Source organism: Isoptericola sp. NPDC056134 (assembly GCF_042264825.1).
GTDB classification, from domain to species: Bacteria; Actinomycetota; Actinomycetes; order Actinomycetales; family Cellulomonadaceae; genus Isoptericola; species Isoptericola nanjingensis.
Genome location: NZ_JBHJVM010000002.1, coordinates 103,525 through 121,996, shown reverse-complemented (window position 1 = coordinate 121,996; position 18,472 = coordinate 103,525). Strand labels below are relative to the sequence as shown.

The window sequence follows — 18,472 nt, the reverse complement described above, 5'->3', positions numbered from 1 at the left end:
ACAACCCACCAGGACACGGCTCCCCCCCCCCCCGCCCCGCATGTCCCCAGGGCCCCCCCTGACCCCCTTTCCTGTTTCGTGGGGGGTTTTGGCCCTGTTTCGGACTCGAAACAGGGCCAAAATCACGCTCACAACGATCAGGGAGTGGTGCCTCGGCGGGCGGCGAGGGACGCGAGGGCGCGCCAGCCCAGCATGGTCACGCCCAGGAAGACGGCGGTGACGACCGCGAACGACACCTCGACGCCGCCGATGCCGAGCACCGGCCGCAGCACCAGGCCCAGCACGACCGTGGCGAACCACACGGCCACGCCGGTGGGCCAGACCTGCGCGGGGGCGCGCCAGGCCCGCGTCGCGAGCCAGCCGACGGCGAGGCCGACGACGAACGGCAGCCCGACCAGCGCGACGTGCCCGACGCCTGCGGTGTCGTGGCTGAGCGTGCCGACCACGGTGAACACGAGCACGCACACGAGGTCGCAGACGGCGGCGGGCCAGGCGGGCCGTGCCGTCGGGGTCGTCGGGGAGGCGGGGGCCGGGGCAGCGTTCACGGGGCCGAGGCTACCGCTCACAGCGCGTGCACCCCGCCGGCCGTCGCCACGGCGACCGGTCCGTCGTAGGCCGACCGGGCCTCGGCGATCGCGACGTCCGGCGCGTTCCACACCGGCAGGTGGGTGAGCAGCAGGCTCCGCACCCCGGCGGCCGCGGCGGCCTCGCCCGCCCGCAGGCCGGTGAGGTGGATGCCGCGCTCGACGCCGTCGTCGCGCCCCTCCTGGAAGGCCGCCTCGCACAGGAACAGGTCGGCGCCGCGGGCGCCCTCGACGAGGCCGTCGCACGCGTCGGTGTCCCCCGAGTAGACGAGCGTGACCCGCTCCCCCGGGCGCACCGACGACGGCCCCGTCACGCGGATGCCGTACGCCTCGACCGGGTGGTACACCGCGAACGGCTCCAGCTCGAACGGGCCGACCTGCACCGGCGTCCCCGGCTGCCAGGCGCGGACGTCGTACTCGCCGTCCATCGACTCCCCCGCGGCCAGGCCGTACATCGCCGCCGCGCGGTCCGCGGTCGTGCTCGGCCCGAGCACCGGCAGCCGGCGCCCGACGCCCGTGCGGGTGCCGCCCCGCTCCGGGTGGTACCGCAGGTACACGTACAGCCCGGACAGGTCCGCGCAGTGGTCGGGGTGCAGGTGGGACAGCGCGACGGCGTCCAGGTCGAGCGGGTCGACGTGCCGCTGCAGGGCGCCGAGCGCCCCGTTGCCGAGGTCGAGCACGACGTTCCAGTCGCGCTCGCCGTCGTGCGCCTGCAGCAGGTAGGCGGACGCGGGTGACGCCGGCCCGGGGAAGGACCCCGAGACCCCCACGGTGACGAGCCTCATGCGGCCTCCACCAGGGTCACCTCCGGCCCCAGGAACCGGCGTGCGAGCCGCTCGAACGGCTCGGTGTCCCCGGTGGCCAGGAACCGGTGCACGGGCGGGGCCGCGTCGGGCGAGCGCTCCAGCCCGTGCTGCACGAGGTTGCGGTACACGTCCTTCGCCGTCTCCTCGGCGCTGGACACGAGCGTGACGTCCTCGCCCATCACGTAGGAGACGGCGCCCGCCAGCAGCGGGTAGTGCGTGCACCCCAGGACGAGCGTGTCCACGCCCGCGGCCTTCACCGGGTCGAGGTAGCGGTGGGCGACCTCCAGGACCTCGGGCCCGGACGTCAGCCCGCGCTCGACGAGCGGCACGAAGTCCGGGCACGCCTGCGTGGTGATCTCCAGCCCCGGCGTCACGTGGAAGGCGTCGTCGTACGCGCGGGAGTCGATGGTGGTCTTCGTGCCGATGACGCCGATGCGGCCCGTCCGGGACGTGAGCACCGCCCGTCGCGCGGCGGGCCGGATCACCTCGACGACGGGGATGCCGCGCCGCACGGTGTACCGCTCGCGGGCGTCGGGCAGCGCCACCGCGGTGGCGGAGTTGCAGGCGATGACCAGCATCTTCACGCCCTCGTCGACCAGCCGGTCCATCACCGCGAGCGCCATCGCGCGCACGGCAGCGAGCGGCTTCGGCCCGTACGGGCTGTTCGCCGTGTCCCCCAGGTAGAGCACCTGCTCGTGGGGAAGCTGGTCGAGGATGGAGCGCGCGACGGTCAGCCCGCCGACGCCGCTGTCGAAGATCCCGATGGGGGCGTCGTTCACGCGAGGAAGCCTAGTCGCGACGGACCGTCACGACCCCGGGGAGTGAGCGGCGACACGGCGTGGCGCCCGCCACAGCGATGCTCCCGCCTGCGCTGATACGCCGCCCGCCACCCGCGCCGTCACGCCTCCGCGCGCCCCGCCCTCAGCTCCGCGAGCATCTCGTCGACCAGCGACTCCTGCGCGAACCCGGCGGCCACGAACACCCCGCCCCAGTAGCGGCGCTCGCGGCCCGACAACCCGACCCGCTCCCAGCCGGCGTACTCGTCCGGGGCGTCGTCGGAGTCCTCGTCCGGGTCGTCGTCCGCATCGTCGGTGTCGTCGACGTCGTCGTCGATGCCGGCCAGGACGTCGTCGTGCAGCGTCTCGACGTCCGCGTCGTCGACCAGCCCCAGCCGCTCCGCCAGCACGAGCCGCACGTCGGTGAGCGCGCCCGCGAACTCCTGCGCGGACTCGCGCGGCACGACGAGCTCCGCCCCGTCGCGCGGGTCGTCCGGCAGCTCGTCCGGGGAGTCGATCGCGTCGGCGAACGCGACGAGCCGGGCCACCTTCCCGGCCGCGAGGTCCGTCTGCGTCAGGTGCCGGAACTCGGCGGCGACGTCGGCGTCCTCGTCGTGCGCGTCGGGCAGCAGGCGCTGCACCGCCGGGTCCTGCGGCACCCGCGCGACGCCCGTGAACGCGACGCCGTCGCCGACCTCGATCCCGGGCTCCAGGCCCGACTCCGCGCGCACCAGCTCCGCGACGTCCCGCGCGACGCGCGCGAGCACCTCCCGCTCGACGTCGTCCCACCGGGCGACGTAGCCCGCCGGCGCGGACCGGAACGGCGTCATGCCGCACCCCCGTCGTGGCCGGAGGCGCCGCCGGCGCCGCCGTCCGAGGCGCCCGACTGCCGCAGCGTGGCCCACAGCCCGAACCCGTGCATCGCCTGCACGTCGACCTCCATGCGCTCGCGCGGCCCGGACGACACCACGGCGCGCCCGTCGTGGTGCACCTGCAGCATCAGCTTCTGCGCCTTCGCCGGCGGGTAGCCGAAGTAGCTCTCGAAGACGTAGCTCACGTACGACATGAGGTTCACCGGGTCGTTCCACACGATCGTCACCCAGGGGTCCGCGACGGCGGCCGCCGCGTCCTCCCGGGTGTCGACCTGGGTGTCCCCCGCCGCCTCGGTCGCCGCGGCCGCTGTCGCGAGCCTCGCGCCCCTCGTCGTCTGCCCGTTCACCCGCCCAGCGTAGGCACAGCCGTCCACCGGTCGTCGACCGTCCGCCTGGCGGGCTTCACCCTGCCGGACCAGCGCGGGAGCCCTACCGTGTCCCCATGACCGACGAGCCCCGGGGCGGCGCCGCCCCGTCGCTGCAGGCCGTCCCGGCCGCCCCGCTCCCGTCCGTCCGCCCGTCGGTCGCCCTCCTCACCGACCGGTACGAGCTGACGATGCTGCAGGCGGCCCTCGCGGACGGCACCGCCCACCGCCACTGCGTGTTCGAGGTGTTCACGCGGCGGCTGCCGGCCGGGCGGCGGTACGGGGTCCTCGCGGGCACCGGGCGCATCCTCGAGGCGCTCGCGCACTTCCGCTTCGGCGACGCCGAGCTCGCCTACCTCGAACGCGCCGGCGTCGTCGACGACCGGACCCTCGACTTCCTGCGCGGCTACCGCTTCACGGGCACGATCCAGGGCTACGCGGAGGGCGAGATCTTCTTCCCGGGCTCGCCGGTGCTGCAGGTCGAGGGCACGTTCGCCGAGGCCGTGCTGCTCGAGACGCTGATCCTGTCGATCCTCAACTACGACTCCGCCATCGCGTCGGCCGCGTCGCGGATGACCAGCGCCGCCGTGGACCGCCCCGTGCTCGAGATGGGCTCGCGCCGCGCGCACGAGCAGGCGGCCGTGGCGGCCGCGCGCGCCGCCGTCGTCGGCGGCTTCACGGGCACGTCGAACCTCGAGGCGGGCATGCGGTACGGCCTCGACACCATCGGCACCGCAGCGCACGCGTTCACGCTCCTGCACGACGACGAGCGCTCGGCGTTCGACTCCCAGATCGCGTCGCTCGGGTCGGGCACCACCCTGCTGGTCGACACCTACGACGTCCGGCGCGGCGTCGAGAACGCCGTCGCCGCGGGCGGGACGTCGCTCGGCGCGGTCCGCCTCGACTCGGGCGACCTCGGCGTCCTCGCCGTCGAGGTGCGTCGCCAGCTCGACGAGCTGGGCGCCACCGGCACGAAGATCGTCGTGACGTCCGACCTCGACGAGCACGCGATCGCCGGGCTCGCGGCGATGCCCGTGGACGTGTACGGGGTCGGGACGTCGCTCGTCACGGGCTCCGGCGCGCCCACCTGCGGCATGGTCTACAAGCTCGTCGCGCGCGCCGACCCGTCCGGGGTGCTGCAGCCGGTGGCGAAGGCGTCCACGCACAAGACGAGCCAGGGCGGTCGCAAGGGGGCGGCGCGGCGCTACGGGCCCGACGGGCGCGCGGTCGAGGAGGTCCTCGTCACCGGCCCGGACGACCTCGTCGTGTCCTGGTCCCCCGAGGACGGCGGACAGGTCGGCGAGACCGCCGACGGCGAGCGCCCCGACCTGCGCAGCCTGCTCGTGCCGCTCGTCGTGGACGGCGCCGTCGACTCCCGCTGGGTGGGTGCCTACGGCGTGCAGAACGCGGCCCGCCACCACCTCCAGGCGCGCGCGGAGCTGCCGCGCGGCGGCCGCCGGCTGTCCGCCGGCGACCCGGCCATCCCCACCGTGGACCTCGTCCTGCGCTAGAGGTGGGGTGCGGCTATCGCTTCCCGACGAACCAGCCCCGCACCATCTCGACGCGCGCGGCGAGCTGGTCGGCCGTGGCCAGAGGGACCTCGGGCCCGCCGCACCGGCGACGCAGCTCGTTGTGCACGGAGCCGTGCGGGGTGCTGCTCTTGCGCGCCCACGCGGACACCAGCTTGGACAGCTCCTTGCGCAGGTCGGCGGCCCGGCGGTGCTCCGCCTCCGACTGCTCGAGCGCGGCCTCCGACGCCGTCGCGCCGCCGCGCCCGCGCACCTGCTGCGCCTGCCGCTGCCGCAGCAGCGTGGTGACCTGGTCGGCCTCGAGCAGGCCCGGCAGGCCGAGGAAGTCGAGCTCCTCCGCGGAGCCGACGTCCGCGCCCGTGCCGAACTCGCCGCCGTCGAACAGGACCCGGTCGAACGAGGCCTGCGCCTCGAGCGCCTCGAAGGAGCCGAGGAGCTCTCCCGACGCCTTCTCCTCCTTGTTCGCCGCCGCGAGGAGCGCCGCCTCGGGGTCGTACTCGATGCCCTGCTCCTCGGCGGTCTTGGGGCGGTCGAGCGCGTGGTCGCGCTCGAGCTCCATGCCGTTGGCCAGCTCGAGCAGCAGCGGCACGCTCGGCAGGAACACGGACGCCGTCTCGCCACGCTTGCGGGCCCGCACGAAGCGGCCGACCGCCTGCGCGAAGAACAGGGGCGTCGAGGTGCTGGTCGCGTACACGCCCACCGCCAGGCGCGGCACGTCCACGCCCTCGGACACCATGCGCACGGCGACCATCCACCGCGAGTCGCCCTGCGCGAACTCGTCGATGCGGGCGCTGGCGCCGTCGTCGTCGGACAGGACAACGGTCGGGCTCTGACCGGTGAGCCGGGCCAGGTGGCCCGCGTAGGCGCGCGCGTCCGTCTGGTCGGTCGCGATGACGAGGCCGCCGGCGTCGGGGACGGCGCGGCGCATCTCCGTGAGCCGCTTGTCGGCCCCGGCGAGCACCGACGGGATCCACTCGCCGTTCGGGTCCAGCGCGGTGCGCCACGCCTGGGCGTGCATGTCCTTCGTCATCGCCTCGCCGAGGCGGGCGCTGACCTCGTCGCCGGCCTTGGTGCGCCAGCGCATGTTGCCCGAGTACGTCATGAACAGCACGGGCCGCACGACGTGGTCGCGCAGCGCGTCGCCGTAGCCGTACGTGTAGTCGGCCTTGGACCGGCGGATCCCCTCGCGGTCCTCCTCGTACGTGACGAACGGGATCGGCGCGGTGTCCGACCGGAACGGCGTGCCGGTCAGCGCCAGACGGCGCGTGGCGTCCTCGAACGCCTCGCGGACGGCCTCGCCCCAGCTCAGGGCGTCGCCGCCGTGGTGCACCTCGTCGAGGATCACGAGCGTGCGCGCCGCCTCGGTCCGGGCGCGGTGCAGCGCCGGCTTGGCCGCGACCTGCGCGTACGTCAGGGCGACGCCGTCGTAGTGCGAGCCGTGCCGGCCCTGGCTGTTCTTGAACGACGGGTCGATCCGGATGCCGACGCGCGCGGCGGCGTCCGCCCACTGGTGCTTGAGGTGCTCGGTCGGCGCGACGACGGTCACGCGGCGCACGATGCCCGCCTCGAGCAGCTCCGTGGCCACGCGCAGGGCGAACGTCGTCTTGCCGGCTCCGGGCGTCGCGACCGCGAGGAAGTCCCGCGGGTCGCGGCGCCGGTACAGGTCGAGCGCCTCGGCCTGCCAGGCACGCAGGTTGGACGCCGTGCCCCAGGGCGCGCGGCGCGGGAACGCCGGGCTGAGGTGCGACGCCGCGGACGACGACGGCGACTGCGGCAGCGGCTTGACCGGTTCCGCCGCGGCGGCGAACAGATCAGGGGTGGACTCGGGCTCGGGAAGCGGCTGCGCGCTCACTTGCCGGAGTCGCCCTCGCCGCCCTCGCCGTCCTGCGGGTCGCGGAGGCCGTCGTAGATCTCCTTGCAGACCGGGCAGACCGGGAACTTCGACGGGTCACGACCCGGCACCCACACCTTGCCGCAGAGCGCGATCACGGGCTTGCCCGACAGGGCCGACTCCATGATCTTCTCCTTGCGCACGTAGTGCGCGAAGCGCTCGTGGTCGCCCGGCTCCGCGGCCTGCTCGCGGGTGTCGGGGCGCTCCAGCACGCTGGTGCCGGCCCCGGTGTCCTGCGAGGGGTCGGCGGGCGGGGTGGAGAGGGGATCGCTCATGCCGGGCAGTCTACGACGGACCCCCCGACGCTCCCCCGCCCCGCCGGCCCCCGTGCCGCGGATCCGGGCACGGATCACAGGCCCTGCCAGCCGGGCTTGGAGGCGAACGTCTGGCGGTAGTAGTCGCCGAGCTGGAGCCGGGAGGCGGCCGCGTCGTCGACCAGCACCGTGGCGTGCGGGTGCAGCTGCATCACGGTCCCGGGCCACATCGCGGAGATCGGGCCCTCCACCAGCTGGTGCACCGCCTCGGCCTTCTGCCGCCCGGTGGCCAGCAGCACCAGGTGCCGTGCCTGCATGATCGTGCCCAGCCCCTGGGTGAGGCAGTGGGTGGGCACCTGCTCCACGTCGTCGTCGAAGAACCGCGCGTTGTCCACGCGAGTCTGCGCCGTGAGCGTCTTGATGCGCGTGCGCGACGCCAGCGAGGACCCCGGCTCGTTGAACGCGATGTGGCCGTCCGTGCCGATCCCCAGGATCTGCAGGTCCACCCCGCCCGCGTCCTCGATCGCCCGCTCGTACGCCGCGCACGCCGCCGGGATGTCCTCCGCGAGGCCGTCCGGCCCCGACACCTGCTCCGCGGGCCACCCGACCCGCGAGGCGATCTCCGTCTCGATCACGTTGCGGTACCGCTGCGGGTGCCCCGCGTCCAGGCCCACGTACTCGTCCAGCATGAAGCCCCGGGCCTCGGCGAACGACAGCCCGTCCTCGCGGTGACGACGCGCGAGCTCGTCGTACACCCTCAACGGGCTCGACCCCGTCGCCAGCCCCAGCACCGTGCCCGGGTTGCGGCGCAGCAGCGCCTCGATCGCGTCGGCCGCCAGCACGGCCAGCTCCTCCGCGGGGGCGATCACGACTTCCATGGGGGCTCCAGTCTCTCGGGGGCGGGATGAGGTCCATCATCCCGTCGTCGTGCCGTCATCGTGCGTGGTCCGTGCGCGGTCCGTGCGCGGTCCGCGCCGGTGCCCGCGGACGGGTCAGTCCTCGGCCACCGCCGGCGTGTTGAGCATCGGCGTGAGGCGCGCGTCGAACTCGTGCGCGAGGGTCGCGACGTCACCGCCGTCGGCGATGCGGCCGAACAGGTCCTCGTACACCCCGGCGTCCTCGATCGAGGCCCACCCGGGCGCAGGCGGGGTGAGCTTCGACGCGGCGGCCGTGCGGACCATGAGCCGGCCGTACCTGTCGCCCTTCATGAGCTCCTGGGCGTCCTCGTTCGCGGGCCCGAGCCCGGCGGCGGCGAGCTTCTCCTGGTATTCGTCGGAGAAGACGACGCGCAGCACGTCCTCGGCCAGGTCAGGGCTCGGCGACGTGGCCGAGACCGCGATGTTCGACCCACCGGCGAAGACGGGTGCCAGGCCGCCGTCCAGGCCGGGCAGGGCGAAGATGCCGAACGTGTCGGTGTCCTTCATCCCGTCGCGCACCAGCTCGCCCTCGTCGTTGCGCACGAGGTGGCCGATCGACCACCGCGCCCACGCGGGAGCCATGATCGTGGCGGCGGCGGGCGGCGCCTCCTCGACACCGTCGTTGAGGAAGTCCCAGTACTCGACGTCCTTCTCGGTGGACGGCAGGTACGACGCGTTCTCGTACACGTCCTGCCACATCTCGAGGCCCCCGACGGTCTTCGGGTCGGACAGGGTCGAGACCCAGCCGTCGCCCTCCTTCACCGCGAGGTCTCCGCCGGCGGCGAACACCCAGGAGATGCCGTTGCGCCAGTCCTGGCCGCCCATCGCGAACCCGGCGTGGTCGTCGTCCGTGAGCGCCTTGACGGACTCGCCGAACTCGGCCAGCGTCGTCGGCTCCTCGAGCCCCGCCGCGCCCCACACGTCCTTGCGGTAGAAGACGTACCGCGAGCCGAAGTAGTACGGCAGCGCGTAGTGGCGGCCGTCGACCGACCCCGCGTCGACGAACGACTGCAGCAGCTTGTCCCCGCCCAGCTCGTCGTACAGCTCCGGCGAGATCTCGCGGAACGCGCCCGTGGTGGTGAACGTCGGGGACTGCGTGTTGCCGATCTCGACGACGTCCGGCGTGGTGGCCGGGTCCTCCAGCGCCTCGGTGAGGTCGGCGACGAGGTCGCCCCACTCCTGCTGCTCGATCGTCAGGGTGGCGCCCGGGTGCTCGTCCTCGAACTTCTGCACGAGGAACTCGCGGAGCTCCGGCGTCGTGTCCTCGCCGACCAGCCACATCGTGAGGTCCTTGTCCGGCGCTGCCGGCTCCGCCCCCGTGCCGAGCACGGAGCACCCGGTCAGCGCGACCGTGAGCAGGCCCGCGGTCACGGCCGCGGAGATGGCCCCGGTCCGGCGCGCGGTCACGACGCCACCCCGTTCAGCGGGGCACTGTCGGCGACCGTGCGCCCCACGACGGCGGCGCCGACGGCGCCCACGGGCACGCGGCCCGGGGCCAGCCGGACGCGGTCGGCCAGGTGCAGCGAGCCGAGGAACCCGGAGTCCCGCGACTCGCGGACCAGCGCGGCGCGCACGGCGTCGAGGAGAGGCTCGCCGAGCTGCGCGACGCCGCCGCCCAGCACGACGTGCTGGACGTCGACCGTGAGGACCAGCATGCGCACGGCCGCGGCCACGGCCGAGGCGTAGGCGTCGCGCGCCTCGAGCGCCGCGGGGACGCCGCGCTCCGCCGCCTCGAACAGCTCCACCGGCGCGGGGCGGCCGGTGCGGACCGGCCAGAGCCGGGCGACGGCCGTCCCGGACGCGTACAGCTCGAGGCAGCCGCGCTGCCCGCACGGGCACACGGGGCCGGACGGGTCCACCGGGACGTGCCCGATCTCGCCGGCCGCGCCGCCGAAGCCGCGCCGCAGCTCGCCGTCGAGCACGAGGCCCGCGGCCAGGCCCGTACCGAGCGCGAGGAACGCGAGGTCGACCCGCGCCCGCGGCGTGCCCGCCGCGGCGGCCTCCAGGTGCGCGGCGCCGAGCGCCGCCACGTTGAGGTCGTTCTCCAGCCCGACGGGGATGCCGCCGAGCTCGTCGCCCAGCAGCCGGGCGAGCGCCAGCGGCGAGGCGTCCACGCCCACGTTCACGGCGTGCCGCACCGTCCCGGCGGCCGGGTCGACGAGACCGGGCATGCCCACGCCCACGCCGACGACGTCCGCGAGCTCGACGCCGGCCTGCCGCGCGACGCCGCGCACGGCGCGGGCCGCGCCCGCGACGACGCCGGCGGGGCCGCGCTCGGTGGCCAGCCGGGCCTGCGCCACGGTGGCGCCGGCAGCGTCCAGCAGGACGGCGAGGGTCTTGGTCCCGCCGATGTCGAGACCGACGGTGGGGCCCGCGGGGCCCGGCGGGTTCAGGGGTGTGGCGTCGTCCACGTCAGCCCTTCACCGCCCCGGCGACCAGGCCGGACGTCATCCGGCCCTGCACGAAGAGGAAGAAGACGATCACCGGCACGGCGATGAGCGTCGAGGCCGCCATGACCTCGCCCCAGTCGATGCCGCGGTTCGCCGACGCCGACAGGAAGCTGCGCAGCCAGATCGGCAGGGTCTGCCGGCTCTCGGCCGGGAGGATCACGAGCGCCGTCGTGAACTCGTTCCACGCCTGCAGGAACGCGTACACCCCGGACGCCACGAGTCCCGGCGCGAGCAGGGGGAACGTGATCCGCAGGAAGGCCTTGGTGCGTGAGAGGCCGTCGACCATGGCCGCCTCCTCGAGCTCGGCCGGGATGCCGGCGACGAAGCCGCGCAGCATCCAGATCGTGAACGGCACGAGCATCGCGGTGTACAGGACCGAGATGCCGAGCACCGAGTTGAGGCCGAGCACGGGCGCGCTCGCGCCGACGGTCGACAGCATCTTGTACTGGGCGATGAACAGGCCCTCGGCGGGCAGCATCTGGATGAACAGCACCGCCAGCACGAAGCTGGTCCGCCCGCGGAAACGCCACCGGCTGATCGCGAGGGCGGCGAGGAAGGCGAAGGCCAGGACGAGCACGATCGTCACGAGCGTGACCATGAGGCTCATCCGCAGCGCGCCGCCGAAGCCGGAGCCTGTCAGGACGCTGCCGAAGTTCGCGAGGGTGAAGTGCGTGGGCAGGAAGCTCGGCGTGTCCGCCCGCAGCCGCGCGTCGGGCGTCACGGCCGACAGCAGCATCCAGTAGACGGGGAACGCCCACACGAGGGACAGGACCACGCCCAGGGCGCCCAGCAGGATCTTGCCGACCCGCGGTCGGGGGCGGCGCGCCACCGCGGCGGCGTCGCGCACGGCGGGCGCGGCGGCCGGCGCCGCCACCCCGGTTCCGGTCTCGGTCGCGGCGGTCACGCGGCGTCCTCCTTCATGAGGCTGCGCACGTACGGCGCGGCGAGCAGCACCGTGAGCAGCAGGACGAAGATCGAGACGGCGGCGGCGCCGGAGAAGTCCTGGCTGCCGATGCCGAGCTCGTAGATGAAGTTGCCCAGCAGGTTCGTCTCGGAGATCGGGGCGCCGGCGTCCTGCAGCAGGCGGATCTGCGCGAACACGCGCAGGTCCCAGATGATCTGCAGCAGCAGCACGATGGCGAGCACCGGGCGCACCAGCGGCAGCAGGATGTGGCGCAGGATCTGCGCGGGGCTGGCGCCGTCGAGCCGGGCGGCCTCGAGGACCTCCTCGGAGACCTGCGTGAGGCCGGCGTACAGCGACATCGCCACGAACGGCACCGACATCCACACGATGACCAGGGTCGCGACGACGAAGAACGTCAGCGGCTGCGCGAGCCAGGCGTAGCCCTGGTACTGGTCGAGGCCGATCTGCACGAGCAGCCAGTTGACGACGCCGGCGCGGTAGTCGAACAGCCACCGGAAGACGGTCACCGCGGCCACGAGCGGCGTCGCCCAGGCCAGCAGGAGCACGACCTGCATGGTGATGCGCACCGCGCCGTGCACCGCCTTCATGAGCAGCGCGAGGCCGAGCCCGATGGCCACCGTGAGGAACGCGTTCACGAGGCAGAAGATCAGGGAGCGCGTCACGACGGGCAGCAGCCGCTCGTCGGAGAAGATCCGCGCGTAGTTGTCCAGCCCGGCGAAGGTGGGGGGCGCGCCGAACTGCTGCATCATCCCGTATTCCTGCAGCGAGGTCACGACCTGCCAGTACACGGGGTAACCGAGACCGACGAGGAGGATCAGCACCGCGGGGAGCAGCAGGAGGTAGGGGGTGGCCGGCTGGCGCCGACGGCGGATCGCGATGGTGGACGCGGGTGTCGCGATGGTCATGCGGTCCTCCTTCCCGGTGGTCGTGGATGACGGGCGGAGCGGTGGAGCTGGTGGGGGGACCAGCGAGGTGGCACCGCTCCGCCCGTCAGTCAGGGGTGGGGCTGAAGGGGTCAGCCCGCCTGGCCGTTGAGCATCGGCGTGAGCTTCTCGTCGTACTGCTTGGCGAGAGCCGTCACGTCACCGCCCTCGGCGATCTTCTGGAAGAGCTCCTCGTAGACCGAGGCGCCCTCCACGGCGGCCCAGCCGGGTGCGGCCGGGGTGAGCTTCGACGCCTCGGCGGTCGCCACGGCGACCTCGCCGAACTTGTCCGGGTTGCCGTCGGCGTCCACGGTCATGAGCTTGTTGAAGTCCGTGTTGGCCGGGCCCAGGCCCGCCTTGGCGAGCATCGTCTGGTACTCGTCCGAGTAGATGATCCGCAGCAGGTTCTCGGCGAGCTCCGGGTGCTGCGACTTCGCGGACACCGCGACGTTCGAGCCACCGGCGAACACGGGGGCCACGCCGCCGTCGACGCCGGGCAGGGCGAAGATGTCGAACTTCTTGTCGTCCGCCATGCCGTCGCGCACCTCCTTGCCGTCGTCACCCTTCGTCAGGTCGCCGATGGACCAGCGGGCCCAGCCCGGCGCCATGATGGTCGCGCCCTCGGGCGCGCCGCCGTCGGTGCCGTCGTTGATGAAGTCCCAGTACGCCTCGTCCTTGGCCGTCGCCGGCAGGTTCGACGCGTTCTCGAAGACGTCCTGCCACTGCTCGAGGCCCTTGACCGTGTTCGGGTCGGACAGCGTGGAGGTCCACTGGTCGCCGTCCTTGACGGCGAGCTCGCCGTCGTTCGCGAAGACCCAGGAGATGCCGTTGCGCCAGTCCTGCCCGCCCATCGCGAACCCGGACTGCTTCTTGGAGGTGAGCTCCTTGACCGAGTCGCCGAACTCCTCCAACGTCTTGGGGACCTCGAGGCCGGCCTTCTGCCAGATGTCCTTGCGGTAGAACATGTAGCGCGAGCCGTAGTAGTAGGGCAGCGCGTACTTGGTCTCGTCGATCGAGCCCGCGTCGACGAACGACTGCAGCAGCTTGTCGCCGCCCAGCTCGTCGTACAGCTCCGGCGAGATCTCGCGGAACGCGCCCGCGTAGGTGAACGTCGGCGCCTGCGTGTTGCCGATCTCGACGACGTCCGGGGTGTTGGCGGCGTCGGGCAGCGCGGTCGTGAGCTTGGTGACCAGGTCGGTCCAGTCCTGCTCCTCGATCGTCAGCGTCGAGCCGGGGTTCTCCTCGGCGAACGTGTCGACCAGGTACTTGCGCAGGTCGTCGTTGGTGTCGGCGCCGGCGAGCCACAGGGTGATGTCGCCGGCCTCGGGGGTGCCGCCGGACTCGCCGGTCCCCTCGTCGTCGGCGGGCGCGCACGCGGCGAGCGCGAGCGCCAGGGTCAGGCTCGTCGCCACGCCGGTGGCGACCACACGGGTCCTCTTCACTGGGGATTCCTCTCGATCTTTCTGGGGTCGATCCGAGCACCGCGGCGCCGGGGGCGGCGCGCGCGGTGCGGGCAGTTCGTCGGGGTCAGGAGACGCCGAGCTGGGCGGCCAGCACCAGGACGGCCGCACCGGCGAGGACGACGTCCTCGTCGAGCGTGGCCATCCGCAACCGCAGCCCGGCGGCCGTGGCCGGCATCGTGCGGTCCGTCAGGGTCTGCAGGGCGGCGGTGCGCAGCGCGCCGTCGAGCAGGTCGGCGGGGCCGCTGAGCAGCACCTCGCCGAGGTTCAGGGCGCCCACGACGGGCGCGAGCGCGACGCCGAGGGTGCGGCCGACGCCGGCGAGCGCCTCGTCGGCGGCGGCCGGGTCCAGCCCGGCGACGGCGCGGCGCAGGGCCGGTGCGGCGAGCACGGTCTCGAGGCAGCCGCGGCGCCCGCAGGCGCACGGCTCGCCGTCGTCCACGACCGTGACGTGGCCGAGCTCGCCCGCGGCGTCGGCCGAGCCGTGCACCCGGGAGCCGTCCACCATCACGCCGGCGCCCACGCCCTGCCCGACCGTGAGGACGAGCATCGAGTCGGCGGCGCCTCCGTAGGTGTACTCGCCGAGGGCGGCGGAGTTCGCGTCGTTGGCCACGTGGACAGGAAGGGCCAGCCGGTCGGTGAGGATCGCGGCCAGCGGCAGGTCGGTCCACTGCCGGTTGGGCGCCTCGACGACACGGCCGGAGTCGTCCACGACGCCCGGGGAGCCGACGCCCACCCCGATGACGGGGCGCGTGGCGGCGGAGATCAGGGTCCGCGCGAAGCGGGTGAGCAGGTCCACGAGCTCGTCGCCGACGTGGCCGGCGACCGGCAACGAGCGGCGCACGACGGCCTCGCCCGTGAGCGTCATGACCGCGCCGCGCATGACGGCGTCGTCCGACAGGTCGACGGCCACGATCTGGTAGGCGTCGGTGCGCATCCCCACGAGGATCGCGGGCTTGCCGACGCGGCGGCCCGGCTGCACGCCCAGCTCCTCGACGAGCCCCTCGGCGAGGAGGACGTTCACCAGGTCGGAGATGGTCACGCGGGTCAGGGAGGTGGCTCGTGCCAGGTCGGCCCGGGAGGTCGGCCCCTCGTGGAAGAGGTGCTGGAGCACCAGGGAGCGGTTGTGCGCCCGGGCGTGCTCGGGGAGCACCTTGGAGGTGGCTCGCAGGCCGGCACCCAGACCTCGTCGTGCTGTGCGCGTCGTCGGCGTGGACATGTTTGTTAGTACAGCGTCTTAACTAGCCCTCTGTCAATCTGCGATCTCCCGCGCGCGGGAAGGCGTGACCGGATCGTGACGGACGACCCGTGCCGGGGCCCGCGCGAGAACGACGGGACGACCTGCAGGACGACATCGGCCAAGGTCACGGTCTCGGCACGGTCGGGTCACGATCGAGCGGACCGCCCCCGGATGCGTGGCCGCCGCACCCTACGCTCGGAGCCATGCCCGCCACCCCGCGCCAGGCCCGGACCCGCCGCGCACCGCTCCGCACGGCCCTGGCAGCGATGCTCCTGCTGGTCATGACGGCCTGCTCGTCGGGCGGCGGCGACGCAGGCGGAGCGTCCTCCGGCGTGGAGGCCGACGGCACCGTCGCTGACGTCGGCGCCCCGGAGCAGGCGGCGGACGGGGGTGCCGTCGCGGAGGGCGCCGCGGAGCCCGGCGCCGCCGCGGCCCGCGAGATCGTCACCACCGGCCGCGCGACCGTCGTCGCGGACGACCCAGCGGCGGCGGCGACGCGGCTCGCGCGACTGGTCGAGGAGGCCGGCGGCCGCGTCGAGCGACGTTCGGAGACGGCCGCCACCGACGACTCCCCGGGATCGGCGTCGCTGACCCTGAGGGTCCCCGCCGACCGGATGACCGGCGCCGTCGAGGCCCTCGACAAGCTCGGCACCGTCGAGAGCGTCGACGTGGACAGCACGGACGTCACCGGCGAGGGGCAGGACCTCGACGCCCGCATCGCCGCGCTGACGACCTCCACGGACCGGCTGCGCGAGCTCATGAAGTCCGCCGGGAGCACGGAGGACCTGCTCCAGGTGGAGCAGGAGCTGTCCGAGCGCCAGGCGGACCTCGACGCGCTCACCGCGCAGCGCCAGCGCCTGTCCGACCAGGTGGCGATGTCGACGCTCGACGTCGAGATCGTGCCCGAGCCGGTCGCCGCGGCCCAGTCGCGCGGCGGGTTCCTCGGCGGCCTCGCCTCGGGCTGGGGCGCCCTCGTCACGACGGTCCAGACGGTCGTGCTGGTGCTGGGCGTGCTGCTCCCCTGGCTCGCCCTCGGCGGGATCGGCTACCTCGGCTACCGCTGGCTGCGCAGGCGCACGCGGCCCGAGGCCGGCGCCGACGGCGGCCCGACGGACCGCCCGGGCGACGACGGCCCCGGCGACCCGGACGCCCCGCGCCCGGCCTCGCCCGACGAGGCCCCCGAGCCGGTGCCCGCCGGCCGCTGACCGGTCGGCCGCTGCTGCGGCTCACCCCCGGCCCGGCCGCTTCCCCGGCTCCGCGCCGTCGCGTCCCTCGACCCAGCCGCCCATCCCGGCCCAGCCGGCGGCCGCGCGCTCGGCGCCGAGGTCCCGCGGCCAGCCCGCGACCCCCGGGCGCTGCTGCCAGGGCCGCGGCCCGTCGAGCGGACGGTACTCGACGCCCGCGGCGTCGAGCCGGGCGAGGTGACCGTCGCGCAGCCGCTCGTCGAACCCCGGCGCCGCGGGGTTCCACACCGCCTCCGCGAACGCGGCGAGGCGCGGGAAGGCCGCGTAGTCGACCCGCCGCGCCGAGTCGAGGTGCTCGCTCCAGAGCTGCGCCTGGGCACCCAGCACCGTGCCCGGCAGGTCGCCGGCCAGCTCGGGGCGCGCCTCCAGCAGCCCGGCCGGCAGCGGCTCGAACGCCCGCACGTCGGCGACCGTGCGCACGAAGCCGACGGGGACGGGCTCGTCGTCGCCGTCGGCGGCGCGGTGGTCGAGGTACACCTGCTGCTCGGGGGCCATCACGACGTCGTGCCCGGCCGCGAGGGCGTCCGCGGCCACGGCGTGGCCGCGCCAGCAGGTGACCACGACGTCGCGCGGCAGGTCGGGCCCGAACGCCTCGTCCCACACGACGGCGCGGCGCCCCTTCGACCGCAGGTGCTCGGCGAGCCGCGCGAGGAACCACCCGTGCAGGCGGGCCACGTCGCCCTCGCCGTCGGGCCCGACGAGGCCGAGGCCGGCGGCGCGCGCCACGATGTCGGGGCGCTCGCGCCACGCCGTCGTCGGCACCTCGTCCCCGCCGAGCGCGACGAACGGCGAGTCGAAGACCTCGCACACCTCGTCGAGCACGCCCGCGAAGAAGTCGACCGCGGCGTCGGACGGGTCGATCACGTCCTCGCTGATGCCCCAGGTGGTGCGCACCTCGTGCGTGCCGGGGCGCGCGGCCAGCTCCGGGTAGGCCGTGAGCAGCGCCTGCACGTGGCCGGGCGAGCCGATCTCGGGGACCACGGTGACGCCGCGCTCGCGCGCGTAGGCCACGATCTCCCGCAGGTCGTCGCGCGTGTAGCAGCCGCCGTGGGGCCGGCCGTCGTAGCGCTCTGCGCGCCAGGTGCCGACGCCGGACTCGTGCCGCCACGACCCCACCTCCGTGAGCCGCGGGTACCGCTCCACCTCGATCCGCCATCCCTGGTCGTCGGTGAGGTGGAGCTGCAGCACGTTGAGGTGGTGGGCGGCGGCGAGGTCGACGAAGCGCAGCACGTCCGCCTTCGGCAGGAAGTGCCGCGCCACGTCGAGCAGCACACCGCGCCAGCCGAACCGGGGCCCGTCGTCGACGGTCACGACGGGCAGCGCGAGGGCCGCGCGGCCGGCGCGGCGGAACGCCTGGGGGCCGGCCAGCTGCCGCAGCGTCTGCGCGGCCGCGTGGGCCCCCGCGGCGGCGCCCGCCACGACCCGCACGACGGCGTGACCGCCGCCGTCGGCGACGGTCACGCGGTAGCCGTCCGCGGGGAGGGCGGTGTCGACGCCGAAGGTCACGTCCGCGTCCGGGTCGCTCGGGCCCGTCGGCACCAGGTCCAGGCCGAACGCGTCCTCGCTCGCCCGGCGCCACCACCGGGCGGCGTCGCGCAGGTCCGGGTCGGCGGCGATGCGCGCGCCGTCGCGCAGGGCCAGCACCTCTCCGTCGGTGCGCAGGGACACGGGGGCGGGGACGACGTCGGCGGCGTACGGCATCCGGCCACCCTAGGAAATGTTCGGGCTCCGAAGCAATGGGGTCTCCGCTCTTGCCCGGACGCACGACAGGCGGGCCACCGAGGGGTGGCCCGCCTGTTCGCAGGGGTGGAGCTGCCGGGAATCGAACCCGGGTCCGGTGGCGCTATTCGAGGACTTCTCCGGGCGCAGTCTGCTGTGATTTTCTCGGCCCCCGCACTCACGCAGACAAGGTGCGGACGGGCCCAGTCACCTAAAAGTCCCCGCCGCCCCGGTGACGAGGGCGACGAGCAGTGGCTCTCTAGATGACGTGAGCTACCGGGTCGAGAGCGATCCCGGGCTCACGGACTTCGGAGCTCGCTCAGGCGGCGAGGGCGAAGTCGGTGCGCTTGTTATCGGCACCTATAGGTTTGCAGGCAAGCGTTCACGAGATGAGCCTGCATCCTCGGCCCGCTTCTCCTCGAAGCACGACCACCGTCGAAACCGATCAGCCCCTATGTATTTGTCAAACCGGGTCTGCCGACCCCGACGGCCACAGCGAACCGTGCCGACGCCGTCC

At 74.2% G+C, this 18,472-nt stretch carries 17 protein-coding genes and 1 other RNA gene; 2 read left to right on the top strand and 16 right to left on the bottom strand.

The genetic code is table 11. The features are described from left to right. Nucleotides 1-137 precede the first annotated feature (137 nt). The 5 genes from ACFCZN_RS02920 to clpS form a co-directional block, all read right to left on the bottom strand. Nucleotides 138-545 (bottom strand): DUF3054 domain-containing protein, encoded by a 408-nt coding sequence (locus ACFCZN_RS02920; protein ID WP_429762429.1) that lies wholly within the window; start codon nt 543-545, stop codon nt 138-140. Nucleotides 546-562: 17 nt separating this feature from the next. Further along, nucleotides 563-1,369: an MBL fold metallo-hydrolase gene (locus ACFCZN_RS02915; protein WP_429762430.1), complete on the bottom strand. Its 807-nt coding sequence runs from the start codon at nt 1,367-1,369 to the stop codon at nt 563-565. Beyond that, nucleotides 1,366-2,169 (bottom strand): glutamate racemase, encoded by an 804-nt coding sequence (gene murI / locus ACFCZN_RS02910; protein ID WP_429762431.1) that lies wholly within the window; start codon nt 2,167-2,169, stop codon nt 1,366-1,368. The genes ACFCZN_RS02915 and murI overlap by 4 nt, the downstream gene beginning before the upstream one ends. Nucleotides 2,170-2,288: 119 nt before the next feature. Then, entirely contained in the window at nt 2,289-2,996 is a 708-nt protein-coding gene (locus ACFCZN_RS02905) for a DUF2017 family protein (protein WP_430555758.1), read from the bottom strand. After that, a complete protein-coding gene (gene clpS / locus ACFCZN_RS02900; protein ID WP_430555757.1) occupies nt 2,993-3,385 on the bottom strand; it encodes an ATP-dependent Clp protease adapter ClpS in 393 nt (130 codons plus the stop codon). The genes ACFCZN_RS02905 and clpS overlap by 4 nt, the downstream gene beginning before the upstream one ends. A gap of 95 nt (nt 3,386-3,480) precedes the next feature. Here clpS and ACFCZN_RS02895 point away from each other — a divergent pair, with 95 nt between their 5' ends. Further along, on the top strand, nt 3,481-4,914 hold the full coding sequence (locus tag ACFCZN_RS02895; RefSeq protein WP_429762434.1) for a nicotinate phosphoribosyltransferase: 1,434 nt from the start codon (nt 3,481-3,483) through the stop codon (nt 4,912-4,914). Between the two features lie 13 nt (nt 4,915-4,927). On the opposite strand, the gene ACFCZN_RS02890 is transcribed toward ACFCZN_RS02895, so the two are convergent. The 9 genes from ACFCZN_RS02890 to ACFCZN_RS02850 all read right to left on the bottom strand — a co-directional run bounded on the left by ACFCZN_RS02890 (nt 4,928) and on the right by ACFCZN_RS02850 (nt 14,971). Continuing rightward, the gene (locus ACFCZN_RS02890) at nt 4,928-6,742 is read right to left on the bottom strand and encodes a DEAD/DEAH box helicase (protein WP_429762690.1); all 1,815 of its coding nucleotides are present in this window, start codon (nt 6,740-6,742) and stop codon (nt 4,928-4,930) included. Nucleotides 6,743-6,780: 38 nt separating this feature from the next. Beyond that, nucleotides 6,781-7,098, bottom strand: coding sequence for a DUF3039 domain-containing protein (locus ACFCZN_RS02885; protein ID WP_380244530.1), 318 nt, complete (start codon nt 7,096-7,098; stop codon nt 6,781-6,783). Nucleotides 7,099-7,172: 74 nt separating this feature from the next. Next, complete coding sequence (gene nagB, locus ACFCZN_RS02880) at nt 7,173-7,955, bottom strand: glucosamine-6-phosphate deaminase (RefSeq protein ID WP_429762435.1); 783 nt, start codon at nt 7,953-7,955, stop codon at nt 7,173-7,175. Nucleotides 7,956-8,069: 114 nt separating this feature from the next. Next, on the bottom strand, nt 8,070-9,401 hold the full coding sequence (locus ACFCZN_RS02875; protein ID WP_430555756.1) for an extracellular solute-binding protein: 1,332 nt from the start codon (nt 9,399-9,401) through the stop codon (nt 8,070-8,072). Next, nucleotides 9,398-10,405, bottom strand: a complete 1,008-nt coding sequence (locus tag ACFCZN_RS02870; RefSeq protein ID WP_430555755.1) for an ROK family protein — start codon at nt 10,403-10,405, stop codon at nt 9,398-9,400. The genes ACFCZN_RS02875 and ACFCZN_RS02870 overlap by 4 nt, the downstream gene beginning before the upstream one ends. Before the next feature lies 1 nt (nt 10,406). Next, nucleotides 10,407-11,348 (bottom strand): carbohydrate ABC transporter permease, encoded by a 942-nt coding sequence (locus ACFCZN_RS02865; protein ID WP_429762438.1) that lies wholly within the window; start codon nt 11,346-11,348, stop codon nt 10,407-10,409. Beyond that, nucleotides 11,345-12,274 (bottom strand): carbohydrate ABC transporter permease, encoded by a 930-nt coding sequence (locus ACFCZN_RS02860; RefSeq protein ID WP_429762439.1) that lies wholly within the window; start codon nt 12,272-12,274, stop codon nt 11,345-11,347. Before ACFCZN_RS02860 ends, ACFCZN_RS02865 begins: the two co-directional genes overlap by 4 nt. Nucleotides 12,275-12,384: 110 nt before the next feature. Then, nucleotides 12,385-13,734 carry an extracellular solute-binding protein gene (locus ACFCZN_RS02855; protein ID WP_429762440.1) on the bottom strand — a complete coding sequence of 450 codons (1,350 nt, stop codon included), beginning with the start codon at nt 13,732-13,734 and terminating at the stop codon, nt 12,385-12,387. An 85-nt stretch (nt 13,735-13,819) separates the two neighbouring features. Further along, the gene (locus ACFCZN_RS02850; RefSeq protein WP_429762441.1) at nt 13,820-14,971 is read right to left on the bottom strand and encodes an ROK family protein; all 1,152 of its coding nucleotides are present in this window, start codon (nt 14,969-14,971) and stop codon (nt 13,820-13,822) included. Between the two features lie 224 nt (nt 14,972-15,195). Between ACFCZN_RS02850 and ACFCZN_RS02845 the strand changes: the two genes are divergently transcribed. Further along, nucleotides 15,196-16,197, top strand: a complete 1,002-nt coding sequence (locus ACFCZN_RS02845; RefSeq protein WP_430555754.1) for a DUF4349 domain-containing protein — start codon at nt 15,196-15,198, stop codon at nt 16,195-16,197. Nucleotides 16,198-16,218: 21 nt separating this feature from the next. Here ACFCZN_RS02845 and ACFCZN_RS02840 read toward each other — a convergent pair whose 3' ends face one another. After that, on the bottom strand, nt 16,219-17,937 hold the full coding sequence (locus ACFCZN_RS02840) for a beta-N-acetylhexosaminidase (RefSeq protein ID WP_430555753.1): 1,719 nt from the start codon (nt 17,935-17,937) through the stop codon (nt 16,219-16,221). A gap of 103 nt (nt 17,938-18,040) precedes the next feature. After that, nucleotides 18,041-18,408, bottom strand: a transfer-messenger RNA (tmRNA) gene (ssrA, locus tag ACFCZN_RS02835). Nucleotides 18,409-18,472: the final 64 nt, after the last annotated feature.